This is a genomic window from Demequina subtropica, from assembly GCF_000971235.1.
Taxonomy (GTDB): domain Bacteria; phylum Actinomycetota; class Actinomycetes; order Actinomycetales; family Demequinaceae; genus Demequina; species Demequina subtropica.
Map to the genome: position 1 here is coordinate 237,253 of NZ_BBMB01000002.1, position 21,369 is coordinate 258,621.

At 69.9% G+C, this 21,369-nt stretch carries 20 protein-coding genes; 12 read left to right on the forward strand and 8 right to left on the reverse strand.

What is annotated here, in order from left to right; genetic code table 11:
• Positions 1 to 20: 20 nt before the first annotated feature.
• Entirely contained in the window at positions 21 to 755 is a 735-nt protein-coding gene (locus tag AOM06_RS02405; protein ID WP_228372821.1) for a GtrA domain-containing protein, read from the forward strand.
• Between the two features lie 11 nt (positions 756 to 766).
• Complete coding sequence (locus AOM06_RS02410; protein WP_062302145.1) at positions 767 to 1,783, forward strand: glycosyltransferase family 2 protein; 1,017 nt, start codon at positions 767 to 769, stop codon at positions 1,781 to 1,783.
• A 19-nt stretch (positions 1,784 to 1,802) separates the two neighbouring features.
• Here the strand turns inward: AOM06_RS02410 and AOM06_RS02415 are convergent, their stop codons facing one another.
• Genes AOM06_RS02415 through AOM06_RS02425 form a run of 3 tightly spaced genes read right to left on the reverse strand, consistent with a single transcriptional unit; the run spans position 1,803 to position 5,115 of the window.
• Positions 1,803 to 3,095 (reverse strand): alpha/beta hydrolase-fold protein, encoded by a 1,293-nt coding sequence (locus AOM06_RS02415; protein ID WP_062302147.1) that lies wholly within the window; start codon positions 3,093 to 3,095, stop codon positions 1,803 to 1,805.
• Entirely contained in the window at positions 3,095 to 4,405 is a 1,311-nt protein-coding gene (locus AOM06_RS02420) for an ATP-binding protein (protein WP_062302149.1), read from the reverse strand. Before AOM06_RS02420 ends, AOM06_RS02415 begins: the two co-directional genes overlap by 1 nt.
• Positions 4,402 to 5,115 carry a LytR/AlgR family response regulator transcription factor gene (locus AOM06_RS02425; protein ID WP_082105239.1) on the reverse strand — a complete coding sequence of 238 codons (714 nt, stop codon included), beginning with the start codon at positions 5,113 to 5,115 and terminating at the stop codon, positions 4,402 to 4,404. Before AOM06_RS02425 ends, AOM06_RS02420 begins: the two co-directional genes overlap by 4 nt.
• Before the next feature lie 113 nt (positions 5,116 to 5,228).
• Here AOM06_RS02425 and glf point away from each other — a divergent pair, with 113 nt between their 5' ends.
• Positions 5,229 to 6,371, forward strand: a complete 1,143-nt coding sequence (gene glf, locus AOM06_RS02430) for a UDP-galactopyranose mutase (RefSeq protein ID WP_062302151.1) — start codon at positions 5,229 to 5,231, stop codon at positions 6,369 to 6,371.
• A 7-nt stretch (positions 6,372 to 6,378) separates the two neighbouring features.
• Here the strand turns inward: glf and AOM06_RS02435 are convergent, their stop codons facing one another.
• On the reverse strand, positions 6,379 to 7,059 hold the full coding sequence (locus AOM06_RS02435; protein WP_062302153.1) for an SOS response-associated peptidase: 681 nt from the start codon (positions 7,057 to 7,059) through the stop codon (positions 6,379 to 6,381).
• A 336-nt stretch (positions 7,060 to 7,395) separates the two neighbouring features.
• On the opposite strand from AOM06_RS02435, the gene AOM06_RS02440 reads away from it, so the two are divergent.
• Genes AOM06_RS02440 through AOM06_RS02465 form a run of 7 tightly spaced genes read left to right on the forward strand, consistent with a single transcriptional unit; the run spans position 7,396 to position 11,801 of the window.
• Positions 7,396 to 8,622, forward strand: a complete 1,227-nt coding sequence (locus AOM06_RS02440) for a TadA family conjugal transfer-associated ATPase (RefSeq protein ID WP_062302156.1) — start codon at positions 7,396 to 7,398, stop codon at positions 8,620 to 8,622.
• 1 nt (position 8,623) lies between these two features.
• Positions 8,624 to 9,481 (forward strand): type II secretion system F family protein, encoded by an 858-nt coding sequence (locus tag AOM06_RS02445; protein WP_062302159.1) that lies wholly within the window; start codon positions 8,624 to 8,626, stop codon positions 9,479 to 9,481.
• Positions 9,478 to 10,365, forward strand: a complete 888-nt coding sequence (locus AOM06_RS02450) for a type II secretion system F family protein (RefSeq protein ID WP_062302162.1) — start codon at positions 9,478 to 9,480, stop codon at positions 10,363 to 10,365. The genes AOM06_RS02445 and AOM06_RS02450 overlap by 4 nt, the downstream gene beginning before the upstream one ends.
• Positions 10,366 to 10,390: 25 nt before the next feature.
• Positions 10,391 to 10,555: a hypothetical protein gene (locus AOM06_RS14900; RefSeq protein ID WP_169747709.1), complete on the forward strand. Its 165-nt coding sequence runs from the start codon at positions 10,391 to 10,393 to the stop codon at positions 10,553 to 10,555.
• On the forward strand, positions 10,533 to 10,919 hold the full coding sequence (locus AOM06_RS02455) for a TadE/TadG family type IV pilus assembly protein (protein WP_082105241.1): 387 nt from the start codon (positions 10,533 to 10,535) through the stop codon (positions 10,917 to 10,919). Before AOM06_RS14900 ends, AOM06_RS02455 begins: the two co-directional genes overlap by 23 nt.
• Positions 10,909 to 11,385 (forward strand): hypothetical protein, encoded by a 477-nt coding sequence (locus AOM06_RS14905; RefSeq protein WP_062302168.1) that lies wholly within the window; start codon positions 10,909 to 10,911, stop codon positions 11,383 to 11,385. Before AOM06_RS02455 ends, AOM06_RS14905 begins: the two co-directional genes overlap by 11 nt.
• A complete protein-coding gene (locus AOM06_RS02465) occupies positions 11,382 to 11,801 on the forward strand; it encodes a pilus assembly protein TadG-related protein (protein WP_062302170.1) in 420 nt (139 codons plus the stop codon). The genes AOM06_RS14905 and AOM06_RS02465 overlap by 4 nt, the downstream gene beginning before the upstream one ends.
• 9 nt (positions 11,802 to 11,810) lie before the next feature.
• Here the strand turns inward: AOM06_RS02465 and AOM06_RS02470 are convergent, their stop codons facing one another.
• From AOM06_RS02470 to AOM06_RS02480, 3 genes are read right to left on the reverse strand one after another with little or no spacing between them, the layout of a single operon-like run.
• Entirely contained in the window at positions 11,811 to 13,016 is a 1,206-nt protein-coding gene (locus AOM06_RS02470; protein ID WP_062302173.1) for a peptidoglycan-binding domain-containing protein, read from the reverse strand.
• A gap of 11 nt (positions 13,017 to 13,027) precedes the next feature.
• Positions 13,028 to 14,755 (reverse strand): carboxypeptidase-like regulatory domain-containing protein, encoded by a 1,728-nt coding sequence (locus AOM06_RS02475; RefSeq protein ID WP_062302176.1) that lies wholly within the window; start codon positions 14,753 to 14,755, stop codon positions 13,028 to 13,030.
• A 1-nt stretch (position 14,756) separates the two neighbouring features.
• Complete coding sequence (locus tag AOM06_RS02480; RefSeq protein WP_062302179.1) at positions 14,757 to 16,247, reverse strand: hypothetical protein; 1,491 nt, start codon at positions 16,245 to 16,247, stop codon at positions 14,757 to 14,759.
• A 268-nt stretch (positions 16,248 to 16,515) separates the two neighbouring features.
• Between AOM06_RS02480 and pflB the strand changes: the two genes are divergently transcribed.
• The gene (gene pflB / locus AOM06_RS02485) at positions 16,516 to 18,798 is read left to right on the forward strand and encodes a formate C-acetyltransferase (RefSeq protein WP_062302182.1); all 2,283 of its coding nucleotides are present in this window, start codon (positions 16,516 to 16,518) and stop codon (positions 18,796 to 18,798) included.
• A gap of 101 nt (positions 18,799 to 18,899) precedes the next feature.
• Positions 18,900 to 19,721 (forward strand): pyruvate formate-lyase-activating protein, encoded by an 822-nt coding sequence (gene pflA, locus AOM06_RS02490; protein WP_062302185.1) that lies wholly within the window; start codon positions 18,900 to 18,902, stop codon positions 19,719 to 19,721.
• Positions 19,722 to 19,774: 53 nt separating this feature from the next.
• Here pflA and AOM06_RS02495 read toward each other — a convergent pair whose 3' ends face one another.
• The gene (locus AOM06_RS02495; protein ID WP_062302188.1) at positions 19,775 to 21,148 is read right to left on the reverse strand and encodes an aspartate aminotransferase family protein; all 1,374 of its coding nucleotides are present in this window, start codon (positions 21,146 to 21,148) and stop codon (positions 19,775 to 19,777) included.
• Between the last annotated feature and the right edge of the window lie 221 nt (positions 21,149 to 21,369).

The following is a 21,369-nucleotide window of genomic DNA, read 5'->3' on the forward strand; positions in this document are numbered from 1 at the left end:
ACCTTCGAGAGAGAGCAACGATGTTCCAGCCCCTGATCCGCATGTGGCGCCGCTTCGAGGAGCGCCGTCCCAACACGGCCCAGTTCCTCATGTTCTTCGTCTTCTCGAACGCCGTCACGGCGCTGCAGCTCGCGCTCATGCCGATCCTGCGCTCGTGGCTCGACAGCACCGAGCTCCTCAACACGACCTTCCAGGTGTTCCCGGTCGGCTCGAACGTCGACGGCTCGCAGTACTTCATGTTCGACTACCCGGCCGGCGCGATCGGCGACGGCGGCGGCGGCGGTCTCGCCTACTTCCTGTCGGTGCAGATCACCCTCGCGATCGCGCAGATCATCAACTTCTTCCTGCAGCGCAACATCACGTTCAAGTCGAACACCTCGCCGTGGATCGCGGCCATGTGGTACTTCATCGCCTACGTCGCGATCACGTTCGTGGCGGCGGCCGCGCAGGGCTTCTACAAGGCGCCGCTGTACGACTTCTTCATCAACACCCTCGGATGGGGCACCACGGGCGAGACCGTGGCGGACGTCACCACCATGGTGATCAACTCCGCGATCTCCTTCTGGGTCTTCTTCCCGATCTTCAAGCTCATCTTCCGTCAGGTGCCCGAGCAGGACCAGGACGGTCAGGGGTCCCAGCCCGAGGCGGCTATCGTTGCCACCGAAGTAGGCACGGCCGGCTCTGCGCCGGTCCCCGCCGCGGTCACCGAGCGCGAGAGCGCCGACGCGACGCGGGACGAGCACAAGGACGCGTAGAGGACCCCACCATGCACCCCACCCTGACGGTGGTCGTCCCCTCGTACAACGCTGAGGGATGGCTGGAGCGCTGCGTCGACTCGCTGCTGATCGGCGAGACCGACATCGAGATCCTCATCGTGAACGACGGCTCGACCGACGGCACGGGGGACATGGCGGACCGCTACGAGGCGGCCCACCCCGGCATCGTCCGGGCGGTCCACAAGCCCAACGGGGGCCACGGCTCGACCATCAACGTCGGCATCGACATCGCCCGCGGCCGCTACCTCAAGGTGGTCGACGCGGACGACTGGGTGGACGGTCAGGCGTTCGCGACGCTGCTCGACACGCTGCGAGGCTTCGCGGGCGAGGACGAGCTCGACCTGGTGCTGAGCAACTTCGTGTACGAGAAGGTGGGCCGGCGCCGCAAGCGTGCCGTGCGGTACCGCAACGTGCTCCCGCAGGGCAAGGTGTTCGGCTGGGACGAGGTGGGGCGCTTCCGCACCGGGCAGTTCCTGATGATGCACTCGCTCGTGTACCGCACGGGCCTGCTGCGCGAGTCGGGGCTGCGCCTGCCGGAGCACACGTTCTACGTGGACAACCTCTACGTCTACCAGCCTCTGCTGCACGTCACGTCGATGTACTACCTCGACGTGGACCTCTACCGGTACTTCATCGGGCGGCCGGACCAGTCGGTCAACGAGGCCGTGATGATCCGCCGGATCGACCAGCAGCTCAAGGTCAACCGCCTGCTCATGGACGTCGAGGTCAGCCCTTACGACGTCCCGCCGGCGCTGTACAAGTACCTGCTCCACCACCTGCAGGTGGTGTGCGTGATCTCGTCGACGATGCTCCTGCGCTCGGGCCGCGACGAGGACTTCGCGCGCAAGGTGGCGCTGTGGCAGGACCTCCACTTCGACGACCCGGAGGTCTACCGGCAGCTGCGGCGCGGCGCGCTCGGGCGCATCGTGCACCTGCCCGGCAAGCCCGGCCGCAAGGCGACCGTCGCGGCCTACCGCGGCGCGTCGTGGGCGCTCCAGCTCAACTGATCTCGCGAGGGACGATGCGTCAGCCGCCGAAGGCCGTGGTGGCGAGGAAGTCGGCGAGCATCTGGCGCCACACCCACCACGTGTGGCCGCCGTGCGTCGCGTACGTCGTGGCGTCGAGGCCGGCCTCACGATAGGTCGCCGCGAGGTCCTCGACGTCCTCCGGTGCCGGCGCGAGCGCGTCCTCGGCGCCCGTGCCCAGGTGCACGGCGCGAGCCGTCGCGGCGACCGCGAGGTCCTCGTCGGTGATCTCGGCGGCGGCGGTGCTCGCCACGGCGGCGGGCATCGACCACATGCCGTAGGAGCCGAACAGGTCGGGCTGCGTGAGCAGCAGGTGCTCGCTGAGCCGCGCTCCCATCGATAGGCCGGCGAAGGCGCGCTGCGCGGGATCCGCGGTCGCGTTGAGCTCCGCCTCGGCATAGGGGAGCACGCTGTCGACCAGCTCCGCGGTGTAGAGCTCCCAGAAGTCGGGGTCCGCCATCCCCTCCGCGGAGAGGCCCTCGAAGGCTGTGGTGACGGCGACCACGGGCGGGATGACGCCGTCGGCGATCGCGTGGTCGAGCTGCTGCGCCGCTCCGCCCTCGACCCACCACGAGGCCTCGTCTCCGCCGGCACCGTGCGACAGCACCAGCAGGGGGTACGGCTCGGCGCGGTCGGGGTCGTAGCCCGCGGGCAGGTAGACGCCCAGCGCGTGCTCCCCGGCGGGATCGACCGAGATGCCCGAGGGGTAGGCGCGGGTCTCGACGGTGCCGCGGTCCTCGGCCGTGACGGGCAGCTGGGTCTCCGCGTCGTAGGTGGGGTGAGCATCGTCGACCGGCACGAACAGCTGGGACCAGGACTGTGTCGCCGCAGGATCGCCCGCGAGGGGCGCCGGGTTGGCGGGGTCCGCCTCGACCGTGCACAGCAGCACGATCGAGCACTCGCGCGTGACGAATCCGTAGTTCCACAGCCCCGCGGGGACTGCCGTGGTGAGCGTCCAGATGCCGTCCTCGCTGCGCGTCATCTCCGCGAGGTCCTCGGCGAGCGGAGGCGCGCTGACGTCGCCCTCGGACCAGTCGGCGCCCAGCCACGAGCGGCTCGAGCCGGCCAGGCCCACGTCCGCCGGCGTGGTGAAGTACAGGTCGCCCGCGAGCCACACGGCCTCCGCGTCGGGCGCGTCGAGGCGGAACGTCACCTCGTAGCCCGTGGGGGACGATGCGCTGGCGACCACCTCGGGGCCCGTGAGGGTCGCGGTCGGGGCGGGCTCGGACGTGCCGCAGGCGGTGAGGGCGGCCGTCGCGGCGGTGCCGGCGGCGAGGACGGTGAGCCAGCGCATCAGTCGGGGATGGGGACCAAGAGGCGCAGGATGAACCAGCCGTCCTCGGCGGTCACCGTGAGGCTGCCGTCGTACCGCTCGGCGACCTGGCGGATGTTCTTGAGGCCGTAGCCGTGGTGGTGCGCATCGTCCTTGGTGGTCGCGGGGAGGCCGTCGACCAGGGTGAGCGAGCCGCCGAACCAGTTCTCGAAGCGCGCGAGCGCGAAGTGGCCCTGGCGGTAGACCGCGACGCGGATGAGGCGCTGCTCGGGGTCCTTGACGCGGGACGTCGCCTCGATCGCGTTGTCGAGCGCGTTGCCGAACACCGTGACCACGTCCATGACCTCCATGAAGTCGACCACGGCGCCGTCGACCACGCTCGTCACGGTGATGCCCTCGAGCTCCGCCTGCTCGGTCTTGCTCGACAGCATCGTGTCGACCACGGCGTTGCCCGTGTCGACCGCCATCGCGGAGTAGCCGCGGACCGAGCGCTCGAGCTGGTCGACCATCTCCGAGCGCACCGTCGCGTCCGCCTCGTTCCGGATCGCCGTGATGTAGTGCTTCATGTCGTGGTACCTGGCGTTCACGGCCTCGCGTTCCTGGCGCGAGCGCAGGTACTGCTGATGCTGGTGGCGCAGCAGCGAGTTCATCGACTGGACCTCGACGGCGCGCTGGAGCTGGAGGCGCTGGCTGCGCATCGCGTAGAGCGCGATGAATCCCGCGAAGTCCACGAGCGTGCGGATGTAGTAGATCTCCGGGCCGTCGCGACCGCTGAAGGGCGTGTCTCCCGTGACGAAGCTGAGGTTCGACATGAGGAAGGTCACGAGCGCGATCGACAGCGTCGAGGCGAGGATGCGGCCGTCGATCGGGATCATCTCGTTGGGCGGGAAGTTGCGGCGTTCCGCGAACCACGCGGCCGTGAACCCCGTCCCGTAGAGGATGACGATGAGCGCGAAGCGGCCCCACCCCCACGTGTCCCCGCCGAAGAAGTGCTGGTCCAGCTGCCACTCGAGCGATGCGACCAGCTCCCCGAGCACGAACGCGCGCGCGAGCAGGTCGCCCGCGCCCTTCGAGTCCGTGTCGACGCACACGCGGATGAGCGCGTACATGGCGCCCACGGCGAGCACCATGCCGAGCGACCACAGGCCCAGCGGGAGGGTGCCGGCGAACTTCTGGACGCCCCACAGGACGCCCAGGCCGACGATCAGCGCGCCGATGAGGGGCAGCCTCGACAGCCGCTTGGGCACGAGCGTGATGTAGAGCAGGCACGCGCCCCATTCGGCCAGGGCCGTGAGCGCGCGGGGGATGTCCTGGAGGGCGTCCTCGATCACGCGCGCTGCCCGTCGACGTACTCCGCGAGCGCGTCCATGAACGCCTTCTTGCGCGGCCGGCTCACCTGGAGCTCGGCGCCGCCGACCATGACGCTCACGTTCTGGTCGACGCGCTTCACGTGGCGCAGGTTGACCAGGTAGCAGTTGTTCGAGCGGAAGAAGCCCATGTCCGCGAGCTCCTCGTCGAGCGCCTTGAGCGTGCCCGAGAACGAGTAGCTACGGTCGAGCCCGTGCACCGTGATGCGGTGCTTCACCGACTCGACGTAGACGATCTCGGCGGGGTCGAGCCGCACCACCGAGTTGTTGATGGTGAGGGTCACCGCCCGGGTCTCGCGCTTGCGCAGCCGCGCCAGCGAGCGCGTGAGCTCCTGCGCGAAGGCGAAGTAGGGGACGGGCTTGAGCAGGTACGTCATCGCGTCGACCTCGTAGCCGCGGATCGCGTACTGGCCCATGTTGGTGACGAAGATGATGAGGACGTCGGTGTCGACCTCGCGGATGCGGTGCGCGGCGTCGAAGCCGTCCATGTGGGGCATCTCGACGTCGAGGAACAGGATGTCGAACTGCGGACGGTAGTTGGCCACCGCCTCGCGGCCGTCGGGGTACGCGCGGATGTCGAACTCGAGCGAGTTCTCCTCGGCGTAGCGCGCGAGGTGCTGCATGAGCGTGTCTCGGTACGTGGCGTCGTCCTCGACGATCCCGATCCTGAACACATCACTCCTTCAGCGGCCCCTCGGCCGTACAAGTGTAAAACGGCGTCACGTGTGCTGTGCCCGCCCTTCGGTCACGCGCCGCCGCCCGGCGGACGCGCTCTAGGATTCATGGCATGACCGATCTCATCGTGGTCGGCGCCGGCCTGTTCGGGCTGACCGTCGCCGAGCGCATGGCGGAGCTCGGGCGCGAGGTCCTGGTGATCGACCGACGCGACCACATCGGCGGCAACGCGTACTCGTACGCGGACCCCGACACGGGGATCGAGGTCCACCGCTACGGCGCGCATCTGTTCCACACCTCCAACGAGCGCGTGTGGGACTACGTCAACCGCTTCACCGGCTTCACGCCGTACGTGCATCGCGTCTACACCACGCATCGCGGCGAGGTGTACCCGATGCCCATCAACCTGGGCACCATCAACCAGTTCTTCCGCTCCGCGTACGGGCCGGACCAGGCGCGCGCGGTCATCCGCGGGCAGGCCGCGGAGCTGGGGGAGCGGGAGCCGGCGAACCTCGACGAGCAAGGTGTGCGCCTCATCGGCCGGCCGCTCTACGAGGCCTTCATCCGCGAGTACACCGCGAAGCAGTGGCAGACCGATCCGCGGGAGCTGCCCGCGTCGATCATCTCGCGCCTGCCGGTGCGGTACTCGTACGACAACCGCTACTTCAACGACCGCTTCGAGGGACTGCCGGTCGACGGCTACACCGCGTGGTTCGAGCGCATGCTCGACCACCCGCGCATCGAGGTGCGGCTGGGCGTCGACTTCCTCGACCCCGCCTCGGAGGTCTCGAGGGACTCGACCGTGGGGCGTGTGCCGGTGGTCTACACGGGTCCGCTCGATCGGTATTTCGCCGATGTCGAGGGCGCCCTCGGGTGGCGCACCATCGACTTCGAGTGGGAGGTCATGCCCACGGGCGACTTCCAGGGCTGCCCGGTGATGAACTACGCGGACGCCGATGTCCCGCACACGCGCACCATCGAGTTCCGCCACTTCCATCCCGAGCGCGCGGACCGCTACCCGGCGGACCGGAGCATCGTCGCCCGCGAGTTCTCGCGCTTCGCGGAGCACGGCGACGAGCCGTACTATCCGATCAACACCCCGGCCGACCGCGCGAAGGTCGAGGCGTACCGGGCGCTCGCGGCGCGTGAGCAGGGAGTCCACTTCGGTGGCCGGCTGGGCACGTACCAGTACCTGGACATGCACATGGCGATCGCCTCGGCGCTGTCGCTGGTGGACAACACGCTCGCCGGCTGAGCCGATCTCAGATGGGCAGCACCAGCTGCTCGCCCTGGTTCCTGATGTTGCCCACGTCGCGCCCGACCTCATGCCAGGTCAGCTCCGGCGCGGGTGCGGCGATCGCTGCGAACAGGTCGTCCTTGCTCGTCTCCGCCTCGAGCCACGCGGCCGCCTCGTCGTGGAGGAGCATCACCGGCTGCCGGTCGTGGATGTCCTGCATCTCGTCGCGCGCGGCGGTGGTCACGATCGAGCAGGTCGCGAGCCACGGCGCCTCGTCGCCGAGCGCCTTGTCGCGCCAGAACTCGAACAGCCCGGCGAGCGCCAGGGGAGCGCCGTCCTCGGTGTGGATGAAGTAGGGGTGCTTGACCCCGTCGACGGTCTTCCACTCGTAGTACCCGGAGGCGGGGACGATGCAGCGTCGCTTGGCGAAGGCCGAGCGGAAGGACGGCTTCTCCGCGACGGTCTCGGAGCGGGCGTTGAACATCCTGGCGCCGATGGACGGGTCCTTGGCCCACGAGGGCACCAGCCCCCACTTCGCGACCTCGAGCGACCTCCCGGCCTCCTTGCGCGCGACGATGATGCTGGTGTCCTGCATCGGCCCGATGTTGTAGCGGGGGGCGAGCCGCGCATCGTCCGCGATCACGGCGATCTCGAACGCGTCGACGAGCTCCTGCTCGGTGAGGAAGTTGGCATAGCGGCCGCACATGCCTCCAGCCTAGGCACGGGCCCCGACGTGCGTGCGGCGCGGGCGAAGCCGCGCCATCGGCATGTGTGTGCCGCGGTGCTCGCACCTTTCCTGCACGAAGGGCAGGCATCGCGGGCCGATGCGCGCAACCGTCATCGACGAGGCCCGACCTCCGCCTCGTTCCTTCGTGCAGGAACTGCGCGAGGACCGCGCAACGAACCCCCGTCCTCCGCGTCGGTGCGGGCGACCACGTGCCGTGCCACGTAGAGTCCGCCCCCAGCACATCGTCCTCCTGCCAGCACTTTTGTTCTCCACACCCCTTGTCCCAATTGTCCGGATGGGGATAGCGTCGCGGCCATGGGGGACGGGGCGCACGCGCAGATCGAGGACGAGGTCCGCGCGCGCATCCGCGCCACGGGAGTCGATCCGGCGCGCGATCCTCGCGCGGTGGAGGCGCTCGTCGCGCAGGCGATCGACGCGTGGGACGAGCGTGCGTTGCTCGGCGGACGCGCACCCGTCCCCGATCGTGGCTCCCTCGCGCGCGCCGTGACCGATGCGGTCGCCGGCCTCGGTCCGCTGCAGCCGCTCCTCGATGACCCGAGCGTCGAGGAGGTCTGGATCAACTCGCCCCACGAGGTGTACGTCGCGCGTGGCGGGGTGAGCGAGCTCACGAGCGTGCTGCTGTCAGCGGAGGAGGTCCGCGCGCTCGTCGAACGCATGCTCGCGCTCGCCGGCCGTCGCCTCGACCTCAGCTCCCCGTTCGTCGACGCCGCGCTGCCGGGAGGGGAGCGGCTCCACGTCGCGATCCCCGACGTGACGCGGCGCCACTGGGCGGTCAACATCCGCAAGTACATCGCGCGGGCGTCGGATGTCGACGACCTGGTCGCGCTCGGCACGCTGACCCCGCCTGCCGCGCGCTTCCTCGCCGCGGCCGTGCGCGCGGGTCTCACGGTGCTGGTCTCGGGCGGCACGCAGGCCGGCAAGACCACCACGCTCGGCGCGCTCGCGGGCGCGATCCCCGCGCGCGAGCGCGTCATCACGTGCGAGGAGGTCTTCGAGCTCTCGCTGCCCCTGCGGGACGTGGTCGCGCTTCAGTGCCGCCAGCCGTCGCTCGAGGGCACCGGCGAGATCACGCTGCGCAGGCTGGTCAAGGAGGCCCTGCGCATGCGACCCGACCGCATCGTAGTCGGGGAGGTCCGCGAGTCCGAGGCGCTCGACCTGCTCATCGCTCTCAACGCTGGACTGCCAGGCCTGTCGACCGTGCACGCCAACTCCGCGCGTGACGCGCTCGCCAAGATGTGCACGCTGCCGCTGCTCGCCGGCGACAACGTGTCCGACCGCTTCGTGGTGCCCGCGGTGGCCGCCGCTATCGACCTGGTGGTCCATCTGGGCCTCGACGTCGACGGGCGTCGGCGGGTCCGCGAGATCGTCGCCGTCACGGGGCGCGTCGAGTCGGGCGTCATCGAGACGTCCGAGATCTTCGCCTCGCGCGGCGGCGGACTCGCCCGCGGCACCGGCTTCCCGCCGCATGCGGACCGCTTCGCGCGCGTCGGCGCGCCCCTTCACGAGCTCCTGGCGGCTTGACGTGGACGCCGTCCTGGGACTCGTGCTCGGGCTGGGGCTGCTGCTCGTGTGGTGGTCGTGGTGGGAGGAGCCGCCACGCGCCCCGCGGGCCAGGCCCCGCCTCGAGTCCTTCGAGGACCTGTTGGTCCAGGCGGGACTGCCGGGGATGAGGCTCGGCGCCTTCGGGGCGTCCGCACTCGGCATGGGGCTGGTCGCATCGCTCATCGCGTGGACGGGAACCGGGTCCGCGGTCGTCGGAGTGATCGTCGGGCTTGCGGGCGCCTACGCACCCGTCGCCTTCGTCTCGAGCCGTGCCCGTGCACGGCGCGCACGCTTGCGCCGCTCGTGGCCCGAGGCCGTCGACATGCTCCTCTCCGGCATCCGCGCGGGCCTGGCCTTGCCGGAGGCGCTCGCGTCGCTGGGCGAGCGCGGTCCCGAGCCGTTGCGCCCCGCCTTCGCGGCCTTCGCGGAGGAGCACCGCGCGACCGGGGCCTTCTCCGCAAGCCTCGACAGCCTGAAGGCATCCCTCGCGGATCCCGTCGCCGACCGCATCGTCGAGGCGGTGCGCCTCGCGCGCGACGTCGGCGGGACCGAGGTCGGGGCGGTGCTGCGCTCGCTCAGCCAGTTCCTCAGGGACGATGCGCGGGTCAGGGGCGAGCTCGAGGCCCGGCAGGGCTGGACGGTGAGCGCCGCGAGGCTCGCCGTCGCGGCACCGTGGCTGCTGCTTGCCCTGCTCGCGACGCGTCCCGACGGCCTCACCGCCTTCGACTCTCCGCAGGGCGCCGCGGTGCTGGTCGGGGGAGCGGCGGCGTGTGCCGGGGCGTATCGGCTCATGAGGGTGCTCGGACGCCTGCCCAGCGACAGGCGGGTGCTGCGGTGATCGCGGCGACGGCCCTCGCGCTGGCAGCGGGCCTCGTGCTCGTCTGGTCCTGGGCGCACGCCCGTCGGTTCTCGCTCGAGCGGCGGATCGCGCCGCGCCTGGTGGGAGGCAACGCCGCGCGCGGCCGGGGCGGAGCGGGCCGGTTCGCGGCGCCGCTCCTCGGCGACGCGCTGCGCGTGGTCGAACGTTGGGGAGCACCCACCGCGGAGCTCGAGAGGCGGATCGCCCGCGCGGGTGCCTCGACCACCGTCGCGGGTCACCGCGTCCGCATCGCAGCCGCCGCCGTCGCGGGGCTCGCCGTCGGGCTTCTGCTCGGGCTGGGGCTCGCGAGCGCCCGTGGCACGGGGCCGGTGCCGGCGCTCCTCGTTGCGGGGGCCTGCGCCGCCGCGGGCGCCATGGCGCCCGACCTGCTGCTCGCCTCCCGCGCGCGGGCCCGCGCCGCCCGGATCCGCGCGGACCTGCCGCCGACGGCCGAGATGCTCGCGCTCGCGGTGGTGGCGGGGGAGTCGGTGCCCGCTGCGCTCGACCGCGTGGCGCGGACCTCGTCGGGTCCGCTCGCCCACGAGCTCGGCACAGCGCTCGCCGAGGTCCGTTCCGGCCGGACCGTCACGGACGCGCTCGACCGCATCGGCGCACGCGCGGGGGAGCCCGCGCTCGCATCGTTCTGCGACGCGCTGGTGACGGCCATGGACCGCGGCAGCCCGCTCGCGGAGGTGCTGCACGCGCAGGCGGCGGATGTGCGCGACCGCGAGCGGCAGGCTCTGCTCGCCGAGGGCGGCCGCCGTGAGATCGCGATGCTCGTGCCCGTGGTGCTGCTCATCTTGCCGGTGACGGTGCTGTTCGCGCTGTACCCGGGATTGGTGGCGCTGCGGCTGGGCGGATGACAGGAAGAGGAACGAGGGGGGACTCATGACAAGGATCACGGACGCGCTCCGCGACGATCGCGGGGACGTGCCGGGCTGGGTGCTGGTGACGCTCATGACGGCAGGGCTGGTGGCCACCATCTGGGCGCTCGCGGGGCCCGCGCTCGGCGACCTTTTCAACTCCGCTCTTGAGTCGGTCACCGGGCCCTGACCAGGGCAGCGCGGTGGTCGAGTTCGTGCTCGTCGCCGCGCTGGTGGTGACGGTCGGTATCGCCGTGCTGCAGATCGTGCTCGCAACGCACGTGCGCAGCACGCTGAAGGCCTGCGCCGCGGAGGGTGCGCGGACGGCCGCCGTCGCACGGCTCGGGGACGATGCGGGTGCCGACCGCGCCCTCGAGTGCGCCGCATCGTCGCTCGGCAGGGACGTCGAGGTCGCCGTCGCGCACGATGCTGTCGGGGGCCGTGACACCGTGAGCGTCACGCTGACGGGGCAGGCCCCCGCGCTGTCCTTCTGGACGGGTGGTGCTGTCGAGGCGAACGGCCGTGCGCTCGTGGAGGGTGACGATGCGCCGTGACGCGCGGGCCGCGGCCCGGCGCGAGGACGGCTCCGCGAGCATCGAGTTCGTGGCACTCACGCTCGTCCTGCTGGTGCCGCTCCTCGCTCTTGCGGTCATGGTGACGCGGATCCAGTCCGCGGCCTACGCCGCGGAGGCCGCCGCCTCGGCCGCCTCACGCGCCGCCGTGGTCGCGGGTCTCGACGCGCTCGCGGAAGGGGCGGACGATGCCGAGGCGCTCGCCGGCGCGCACCAGGACGCGAGCCTGGCCGCCGCGCTCGTTGCGGAGGACTTCGGGTGGGGCACGAGCCTCGAGGTGGCGCTCACGTGCGAGGGCGCGTGCCTTGCGCCGGGCACGAGCGTCTCGGCACGCGCCGCGGTCGAGGTGCCGTTGCCTGGCGTGCCGTCGTTCGTGCAGGCGATGGTGCCCGCGACGCTCACCATCGAGGCGGTCGCGTCGAGCCCCGTCGACGGGTACGCGCCGTGAGGGCCCGCGACGACGCGGGCTCGGTGAGCGTCCTCACGCTCGGGCTCCTCGCGGTGCTGCTCGCGGCGCTCGTCACCGTGATGGCGGTGACGCAGGTACAGCTGCAGCGCTCGCGCCTCGCGCACGCCGCCGACGAGGTCGCGCTCGCCGCCGCCGACAGCGTCGACCTGGACCTCTACCTCCGCACGGGCGATGTCGCGCTCGATCCGGACCTGCTGCGCGCGGCTGCGGCCGCCCAGCTCGTGGACTCCGCCGAGCGCGACGGGCTCGGAGCCGCGGTGCTGGTGGACGCGTCGTCCCCCGATGGGTTCACCGCGGAGGTCACGCTCGCGCTGCGGATGCCGGTGCTGTTCGGCGCGAACTGGCTTCCGGGGCGCGTGGACCTTGCGGCGACAGCGGCTGCGCGGGCCGGCTAGGCCCCCTGCCTACCTGAACAGCGCGCCGGGCCGCCGCCAGTCGGTTCGCTCCAGCACGCGTGCGGCCTCCTCGTCGAGCGTGGGGACATGCAGCACATCGTTCTTCTCGTCGAGCCACCCGGTGGAGCCGACCGACTCGCCGATGAGCTTCGGCGCACGGAAGAAGATCCGCTTCTTCACGAACATGTCGATGGGTTCCGTTGCGAGCGTCAGCTTGCCGCTCTGGAAGAGCGAGTTCAGGGCGATCCCGAGGTTCCCCTCGTTGGTCTCCGGAGCGTCGACCTTGAGCGACTTGAAGACGGGTACCCCGGCCTCGATTTCGAACCGGTACTCGAGGCACCCGGGCCCATCGTTGCGCACGCCGATGTAGTGGGCGCGGATCCATGCCTCGTACGTGGTGAGCTCGAGGTCCTCGAGAGGCGCCCGAGGTGCGAACCTCAGCGTGTCTCGCCGGGCGAAGATGTCGTCGACGGCGCGAGACTTGTCGCCAGAGTCGAGGTAGAACGTCTCGATCTCCTCCGTCACGTCACGCACGGTCAGCTCGCCCAGCGATTCCTTCTGCTCGCTGATGATACGCCGCTGGAGGAGGATCCAGTCCGTCACTGAGGCGCTCGTCTGCTGCTCGGCCTTGCGAACGAGCGTGTCCTGCAGTGTGCCGAACCATTGGACGGTGATGACCGTCGCACCGATCGCCGTGGCCACGGGACCTGAAGCGATCGCGAGCGCCACCCCGATGCCGGCCCAGAAGGCGTCGGACACCATCTTGCTCAGCTCGGCGCTGTCGGCGCGGTCGACGCGCTCGCGCGCCATCGCCGTCTCGAACTGGTTGATGGCCACGAGAGTCTGATCGAGCACATCCTTCGTGTTCGCCACAGTGAGCTTGGCGCAGTCCTCGATGACCTCCTTGAGCGCCTTGTCGATGAAGACGTCTTCTTCGTCGAAGACGACGTCCGACACCTGATGAGGCTTGAGTTGAGGATTCGCCGTCGGTGAACCTGTCGCGGATTCGTCCTCGAAGACCATCCCGAGTGCCTGCGCGGTCCGCGGTCCCGCGATCCCGTCAGCGGAAAGTCCGGCGCTCGTCTGGAATTCCATCACCGCGTCCCTGGTGGCGTGATCGAAGGTGCCGCTGACCGGCGCGTCGAAGCCCATCTCGACCAGACGCCGCTGAAGCCGTTCGACGGCGGGGCCCTTGGAATGGAGCTTGAGATTCATGATTCCTCCCTCTATTCGGCGAGCCGATCCGGCTCGTCATCCTCGTGTGGCGTCTCTCCCCGGTTGAAGACGATGCCCTCCGCTGGATCAGGTGCGCGTGGGATGTCCCGCCGGATCACCGCCACCAGCTGCCACGCCTCCCGGGGGTCGCCGGGCGCGCGCTCGAGCGCGAAAGCGAGGCCGTCTGCGCCGGCAGCCGTGGACCAGGCGAGCGCGAGCGGAAGGTGCTCATCGGTGGACACGGTGACGGTGCTGACTCGAGCCATGTCGCGCATCGTGAACCTCCCGTCGCTGCCGGTCTCGGTCCTGCCGATGCTCTCGCCGCCCGCGTTCCTCGCGATCACGGTCGCGGCTACGACCGGCTCTCCGCTCTCCGCGTCGCGGACACTGCCAAGGACCGTGGAGCTGCGACGGGCCCGCACTACCTCGTTGGTCGACGCGGTCTGAGCTCGCACCGCGGTCACCACGGTCATCGGCTGTGTCGGCGCGTGCGCGCCGGCGGTAGCTTGGGCGGCGGCACTGCCAGACGCGATCCCGACTCGTATCGCCGCGCTCGCGGCGTCGCGCCTCGTCGCGCGAGGGACAGGTGTCGCTCGCATGTCCCTCAGCGCGGCTCGTGAGCGGGCCAAGGGAGTGTTCACGATGGCGTGCTCCGCCTTGGTCGCCGTCAGCATCAGCGGACCCACACGGGACCGGTTCGTCTCCTTGACTGCGGTCTGCGCTGCAGGAGCGCTCGACTCGACGGCGAGAGCACGGATCACCACGAGGCTCTCGACGCACGAGGGCATGTCGCCGCCACCCTGTCCATCGGACACGGGATTCCGAGGCGATCGCCATCTCCAGTCCGGCGCTTCGAGGAGCGCGAGCTTGCGCCACGAGCTGTAGAGATCAATCACGGCCGCCTCGAACGAGATCTCGACGTCGCCCGCGGACGACGAGTCCACACCGTTATCCGCAGCGAGCGCGGGGAACCGATCCGTCGCATCGCGCGCCGCCGCGTCGAGATCATCGGGGGCGACGGTGACACGTGCCCACGGCAGCGCATCCAGGTTGCGGGGCAGCACTCCAGTCGGGCGATACGGGCCATACTCCGGATCGCTCAGGAACCGATCGGGAGTCAGCTCCGCTCGGGCGGCACGCCACTCACGCGCGGCTTGGTCGCCAGATGCGACCCGCAGCAGGTCCAACGCGTCCTCGATGGCTGAACGCTGGCCAAGCACTTCCCACTCGTCGCGCGCGTGCGCGAGCTCTGCCTCCCAGACCTTGGCTTCCGGTGCGTTGGCCCGCGCGCCTGCCGCGGCCTTCGCCGCGAGCTCGCTCACGCGCGCCCGGTGCTCCTCGTAGCGGCGGTAGGCCTGCGTCCTCCCGTCCTCTGCGCTCGCGTCGAGCAGCAGCGCCTCGGCAGCTTCCACGTGCGGCGGGTCCGTGGCTGACACCTCGGAGCTGCCGACCTCGCCGTGCTCGAACACATCCCGCATCACATCCCATACGTAGGCGTCGAGCCAGGGCGTCCACACCACGTCGCGTGCGCAGACCGTGTTTACCAGCAGCGACAGGGTCGCCTCAGACGTCGCGCGCATGCCAGGGCTCGCGGACTGCCACGCTGCTGTACCGGGGAACGCCTCCGGAGCGAGCGGGATCGCGAGCGGAAGGATCGCGAGGCGGTCCGAACGGTCTTCGCCTTCCACGTCCAGCAATCCGGCGATCCGCGAGGCTATCGCGAGGCCGATGCGGTCCATGTCACGGGACCTTCGCGACCGGTGCCTCGTCACGCGTGAGCCACTCGGTGATGTCGGGGCTGGGGTTCGGGATCCGCGGCATCAATCGGCACCGGTAGCCGACGATCTGCGTGCCGGGCGCACTGATCGTCTGGCCTTGGCTGTTGCGGGTGAGGGACTCGGACTCCGAGCTGCGGTCGCCTTTGCCGCCCAGGTTGAACACCGAGAAGCTCATCCCGGCCTCCGCGCCGTACGACTTCTCAACGGTCTCAAGGAGCTGCTGTGCCCCCTTGAGGGTCATCTCGAGATTCCGCACGCAGATCACCCGCTCGATGATCGCGCCGAGCGGGCCCTTCGGGGGATCGCCGCCGTCGCTCAGCGGTTCGCTGCCCTCCGGTAGCCGCCAGCGGTCCGACAGCAGGAAATCGATCGGGTCCTCGCGGTAACGGACCACCATGTCGGCGAGCTCGAAGCTCAGGGAGAACTCGCTGAGGTCGACGCTCTCCTTGAGGGTGTCCTTCTTCCCCTTGCCTGACGCGCCGAATCCACCAAGGCCGGGGATCCCGAGGTTCGCCGAGCCTGAGGTCGAGGTCTTCTTGCGTTGCTGGCTGAGGTGGCTGCTGTCGAAAGTGAAGCGCTGCCAATGGTCTGCCGTCGGCGCGGATACCGGGAGCACCGCCGCGGGGAAGTAGGTGCCGAGCAGGTCGTCGCTCGGGAGCCGCGACTCGTCGACACGCCCCGCGAGGGTCGCGACGGTGTCCGCCATGGTCTCACCTTGCAGGCGCGACAGCTGTGCCATGAGGTCCTCGACGAACTCCCGCCGACCGCGCCCTTCCCATTCGCGCAGTGCGAAGTCGGTGCGCGAGCGCAGCAGGTTGCCCTGCGACTTCCAGCGCATGATCGCCTCGGCGGAGATCGCTGCGCTCGCCGCGTCGCGTGCTGTGCTTTCCTCGATCAGCGCGAGCTCGTACTTCTCTCGGCACTGGTGGTACTGCTCGAGCAGCGCCGTGGGCAGCGTCTGCGTGTTCTCGATCCCGCCGATCGAGGTGGTGGTGGTGACCCACAACGCTTCGGTGATCTCGGCGATATGGGCCTGGGCCTCGGCGCTGATGGGCTGTCTGGGGACGACCGCGTCTCGCAGAGCGCGACGGTAGAGACCTGAAAGGCTCTGCTGCCGTGAGTTGATGAACACCGACGAGCGCTCCACATCCGTACCGCCTTGCCCAAGTCCGGTGAGGTCCGGCACGAAGTCGACGAGGTGTGCGAACGATGCGGCGGCTCGCTGGCGTCGCGCGGTGTCAGCATCGTCGACACCCACGCTCGAGGTCATGAAGTCCCATCCGCCATCCGCGAGCCCCTGGCCGGTTGCCTCGAAGAGAAACGCATGCTTGCGATCCTTGAAGATCTCTGCGTCGCCTGCGGTGAGGACATCGAACAGGTGGCCGAGCACCGCCCCCGCCAGATCGGAAGCGGTGATCGACGCGAGATCGTCGAGAGCCTGGTTGTCGCCCATGGTGTTGCCTCCGGTGTCATGCGTGTCGCGCGGTGCGTGCAGACCGACCCTGACCCGGCGCGGTCGACAGCCGGTCAACACCCGGTCAACGCCCCGCACGCGCCGCGCCCTGATCAGGCCGAACGGCCCGGGGCACTTGGTCCCATGCACCCGAGGGCATACGGGCCTACCGTGAAACACATGGCCCGCCGGCCGCCGGGAGACGGCAGCGGAGCTCATCCATAGGCCCCACAAGGGCGTTCACCTCAGGGAGAGGGAGTACCCCGCTATGACCACTGAAGCCGTCAACAACGACACGATCCAGGACGACGCGGGCGACCCCCGCGCCCACGCGTGGCGTGGCTTCACCTCCGGCGCCTGGTGCGATGGCATCGACGTCCGTGACTTCATCCAGCTGAACTACACCCCCTACGACGGCGACGACAGCTTCCTCGCCGGCCCCACGGCCCGCACCACCGGCGTGTGGGACAAGCTCTCCGCGATGTTCCCGGAGGAGCGCGAGAAGGGCGTCTACGACGTCGACTGGGAGACCCCGGCCTCGATCACCGCGCACGACGCGGGCTACATCGACAAGGACAACGAGGTCATCGTCGGCCTCCAGACCGATGCGCCCCTCAAGCGCGCGATCATGCCGTTCGGCGGCTGGCGCATGGTGGTGAAGGAGCTCGAGACCTACGGCTACCCCGTGAAGCCGGAGCTCGAGGAGACCTTCACCAAGTACCGCAAGACCCACAACGACGGCGTCTTCGACGCGTACCCCCCGAACGTCCGCGCGGCCCGTTCCTCGCACATCGTCACCGGCCTGCCCGACGCCTACGGCCGTGGCCGCATCATCGGCGACTACCGCCGCGTGGCCCTCTACGGCGTCGACGCCCTCATCCAGGGCAAGAAGCTCGAGCGCATCGAGCTCGACATGGAGCGCTCGACCGAGGACGTCATCCGCGACCGCGAGGAGAACTCCGAGCAGATCAAGGCGCTCAACGAGCTCAAGCAGATGGCGGCCAAGTACGGCTACGACATCTCGGGCCCGGCCCAGAACGCCCGCGAGGCCGTCCAGTGGCTGTACTTCGCGTACCTCGCCGCGGTCAAGGAGCAGAACGGCGCCGCTATGTCGCTGGGCCGCACCTCGACCTTCATCGACGTGTTCATCGAGCGCGACATCGCCGCCGGCGTCCTCACCGAGGAGTCCGCGCAGGAGATCATCGACGACTTCGTCATCAAGCTGCGCATCGTCCGCTTCCTGCGCACCCCCGAGTACGACGCCCTGTTCTCCGGCGACCCGACCTGGGTCACCGAGACCATCGGCGGCATGGGTGAGGACGGCCGCCCGCTGGTGACCCGCACCTCGTTCCGCTACCTGCAGACGCTGTACAACCTCGGCCCGGCCCCCGAGCCGAACCTGACCGTGTTCTGGTCGGACAAGCTGCCGCAGGGCTTCAAGGACTACTGCGCCAAGGTGTCGATCGACACGTCGGCCATCCAGTACGAGTCGGACGAGCTCATCCGCCCCTGCTACGGCGACGACACCGCGATCGCGTGCTGCGTGTCCGCGATGGCCGTGGGCAAGCAGATGCAGTTCTTCGGCGCCCGCGTCAACCTCGCGAAGTCGCTCCTGTACGCGATCAACGGCGGCCGTGACGAGATCTCGGGCAAGCAGATCGCTCCCGTCTCCGCCCCGCTCACGGACGAGGTCCTCGACTTCGACCAGGTGATGGAGGCCTACGACAAGCTGCTCGACTGGCTCGCCGAGACCTACGTGGACGCGCTCAACTGCATCCACTACATGCACGACAAGTACGCCTACGAGCGCATCGAGATGGCGCTGCACGACCGCACCATCCTGCGCACCATGGCGTGCGGCATCGCGGGCCTGTCGGTCGCGACCGACTCGCTCTCCGCGATCAAGTACGGCAAGGTCCGCCCCGTCCGCGACGAGTCCGGCCTCGCGGTCGACTACGAGGTCGAGGGCGAGTACCCGACCTACGGCAACGACGACGACCGTGCCGACGACATCGCGGTGGACCTGGTGGGCCGCTTCATGGAGAAGATCCGCCAGCAGCCGACCTACCGCAACGCGCAGCACACGCAGTCGGTGCTCACCATCACGTCGAACGTGGTCTACGGCAAGCACACGGGCAACACCCCGGACGGCCGCCGCACCGGCGAGCCCTTCGCGCCCGGCGCCAACCCGATGAACGGCCGTGACGTGCACGGCGTGATGGCCTCGGCCCTCTCCGTGGCGAAGCTGCCCTACTCGGACGCGCAGGACGGCATCTCGCTGACCACGTCCATCGTGCCCTCGGGCCTGGGCCGCAACCGCGACGACCAGGTGAAGAACCTGGTGGGCATCCTCGACGCGTACAACGTGTCGCAGGGCTTCCACGTCAACGTCAACGTCCTCAACCGCGAGGTTCTCGAGGACGCTATGGAGCACCCCGAGAACTACCCCCAGCTCACGATCCGCGTCTCCGGATACGCCGTGAACTTCGTCCGTCTGACCCGTGAGCAGCAGCTCGACGTGCTCTCCCGCACGTTCCACGCCGGGCTGTAGCCCCTCTCCACAGACTGGACACCCAGCGGCGCCTCGCCCCACCCGGGGCGGGGCGCCGCTCCTTTCTCCCGCGCTTCTATGCTCGGTACCAGGAGGTCCCCATGTCAGACGAAGCCGTACCCGTGCCCCTGCTCGCCGAGCCCCCGATGGAGGTCGCGGACGAGGAGATGGCCGCGGCCGAGCTGATCCGCGACCACCAGGAGGGCTCGGTCCACTCGTGGGACCTGGTCACCGGCGCCGACGGACCCGGCACCCGCATGACGCTCTTCCTGGCCGGCTGCGGCATGCGTTGCCAGTTCTGCCAGAACCCCGACACGTGGCGCATGCGCGACGGCAAGCGCCACACCGTCGACGAGGTGATGGAGCGCGTCACCCGCTACGCGCGCATCATGAAGGTCACCGGGGGAGGCCTCACCATCTCGGGCGGCGAGCCGCTGCTGCAGTCGAAGTTCGTGATGAACATCTTCCGCCGCTGCAAGGACCTCGACATCGACACCGCGCTCGACACCGCGGGCCTGCTGGGCGCGCGCCTGAGCGACGATGACCTCAACTACGTCGACCTGGTCCTGCTCGACATCAAGTCGGGCCTGCCCGAGACCTACAAGCGCGTCACCGGCCGCCCGCTGCAGCCGACCCTCGACTTCGCGGAGCGCCTGTCGCGGCTGGGCAAGAAGATGTGGATCCGGTTCGTCCTGGTCCCCGGGCTCACCGATGCGGTCGAGAACGTGGATGCGATCGCGGACTTCGTGAAGACGCTCGACGGCGTCGAGCGCCTCGAGGTGCTGCCGTTCCACCAGCTGGGCCGCGACAAGTGGGAGCTCTCCGGCGAGCCGTACCTGCTCGGGGACACCCAGCCGCCGGACAAGGAGCTCATCGAGCGGGTCAAGGAGCAGTTCGCGCTGCGAGGCATCAACGTGATGTAGCGCGCAGAAGGCCGGGACCCCTGAGGGCCCCGGCCTCCTGAATGGCAGCAGAATCAGGCGGTGAGCGCCGCCGCGAGCGCGTCGAACGCCGCGATGTAGGCGTCCACCGACGCGTCGGAGTGGACCACCGACAGCGTCCACTCCTCCTCGCGGCCCGGCGTCATGAAGATGCCGTGGTTCATGTTCCACAGCCACGCGAGGTCGCACAGCTCGGCGTCCTGGGCGTTCTTGAAGCCCTCGTAGTCCGTGATCTTCTCGGTCGAGAACGTCACGCAGCCCTTCGAGCCGATGCCCACGGCGTAGCCCGGGAGGTCGTACTTCTCGATGACGGCCTGGCAGCCGGCGACGATGCGGTCGTTGAGCTCGCCCAGGCGCACGTAGGCCTCGGGGGTGAGCACCTCGAGCAGCGACGCCTTCGCGGCGGCCATCGACAGCGGGTTCCCGTTGTACGTGCCCACCTGGTAGACCTTGCCGCTCTCGACCACCGACATGACCTCCTCGGAGCCGCCGATCGCGCCCGACGGCAGGCCGCCGCCGAGCACCTTGGCGAGCGTCACGAGGTCGGGCGTCACGCCGAACTTCTCGGTCGCGCCGCCAGGCGCGATCGCGAGGCCCGTCTTGACCTCGTCGAAGATCAGCACGATGCCGTGCTTGGACGTGATCTCGCGCACGGCCTCGAGGTAGCCCGGCTCGGGCAGGACGACGCCGAGGTTCATCATGGCGGCCTCCATGATCACGCACGCGGGGAGGCGGCCCTCCTCCGCGAGGCGCTCGATGCGGCGCTCCATGGCGCCCGCGTCGTTGAACGGCACCGCGACGGTCATGTCGACCGTCGCCTGCGGGATGCCGGCGCCGTAGGCCAGCGAGGCGTAGTTCTCGCGGTCGCCGATCTTGTCGTACTCGACACCGATCGACACCATGACCGTGTCGTGGTGGCCGTGGTAGGAGCCGAAGATCTTCATGACCGTGTCGCGGCCCGTGTAGGCACGCGCGATGCGGATGGCGTCCATGGTCGACTCGGAGCCGGAGTTGGTGAAGCGCCACTTGGGCAGGCCCCAGCGGCGCGCGAGCTCGTCGGCCACGTCGATGACGTCCTCGGTCGCCGCGGCGAAGTGCGTGCCCAGCGGGTAGCGCTTCGCGAGCGCCTCGCCGATCGCGGGGTGCGCGTGGCCCTGGACCATCGAGCCGAAGCCGTTGTGGAAGTCGTAGTACTCGTTGCCGTCGACATCGGTGATGCGGTCGCCCGCACCCGACTCGATGTAGATGGGCCACGGGTCGCGTCCCTGGTAGCTCGACGCGACGCCGCCGGACAGGTGCTCCGAGGCGTGGCCGTACATGGCCTTGGACTTGGTGGTGCGCTCGTTGAGCAGGGCGGTCTGCTCCTCGATCAGCTGGGCGATCCGGGCGCGGTCGAGCGTGACAGGCATGACTCCTCCACCCGACCGGCCTGGCGACGGGCAACTGTGAGGTTCGGTTCGCGACCACCGCCGGCCTGGCGCTGGGGTCGCACACCCGGGGAGTGCATCTCCGACGGTAGCCGATGCCGTGTTTCCGGTCCATGACGCCGGCTCGGACGATGCGTCGGGCGCCCCGCGCGGCCCAGCCGCCGTGTCCGGAAGGAACTCGCCCGGGACCTCGGCCCTTGCCG

Coding starts and splice junctions, on each gene's coding strand:
- AOM06_RS14900 (WP_169747709.1), top strand. CDS start 10,391: ATGACAAGGATCACGGACGCGCTCCGCGACGATCGCGGGGACGTGCCG.
- AOM06_RS02495 (WP_062302188.1), bottom strand. CDS start 21,148: ATGCCTGTCACGCTCGACCGCGCCCGGATCGCCCAGCTGATCGAGGAG.
- AOM06_RS02415 (WP_062302147.1), bottom strand. CDS start 3,095: ATGCGCTGGCTCACCGTCCTCGCCGCCGGCACCGCCGCGACGGCCGCC.
- glf (WP_062302151.1), top strand. CDS start 5,229: ATGACCGATCTCATCGTGGTCGGCGCCGGCCTGTTCGGGCTGACCGTC.
- AOM06_RS02480 (WP_062302179.1), bottom strand. CDS start 16,247: ATGGGCGACAACCAGGCTCTCGACGATCTCGCGTCGATCACCGCTTCC.
- AOM06_RS02405 (WP_228372821.1), top strand. CDS start 21: ATGTTCCAGCCCCTGATCCGCATGTGGCGCCGCTTCGAGGAGCGCCGT.
- pflA (WP_062302185.1), top strand. CDS start 18,900: ATGTCAGACGAAGCCGTACCCGTGCCCCTGCTCGCCGAGCCCCCGATG.
- AOM06_RS02435 (WP_062302153.1), bottom strand. CDS start 7,059: ATGTGCGGCCGCTATGCCAACTTCCTCACCGAGCAGGAGCTCGTCGAC.
- AOM06_RS14905 (WP_062302168.1), top strand. CDS start 10,909: ATGCGCCGTGACGCGCGGGCCGCGGCCCGGCGCGAGGACGGCTCCGCG.
- pflB (WP_062302182.1), top strand. CDS start 16,516: ATGACCACTGAAGCCGTCAACAACGACACGATCCAGGACGACGCGGGC.
- AOM06_RS02440 (WP_062302156.1), top strand. CDS start 7,396: ATGGGGGACGGGGCGCACGCGCAGATCGAGGACGAGGTCCGCGCGCGC.
- AOM06_RS02475 (WP_062302176.1), bottom strand. CDS start 14,755: ATGGACCGCATCGGCCTCGCGATAGCCTCGCGGATCGCCGGATTGCTG.
- AOM06_RS02410 (WP_062302145.1), top strand. CDS start 767: ATGCACCCCACCCTGACGGTGGTCGTCCCCTCGTACAACGCTGAGGGA.
- AOM06_RS02470 (WP_062302173.1), bottom strand. CDS start 13,016: ATGAATCTCAAGCTCCATTCCAAGGGCCCCGCCGTCGAACGGCTTCAG.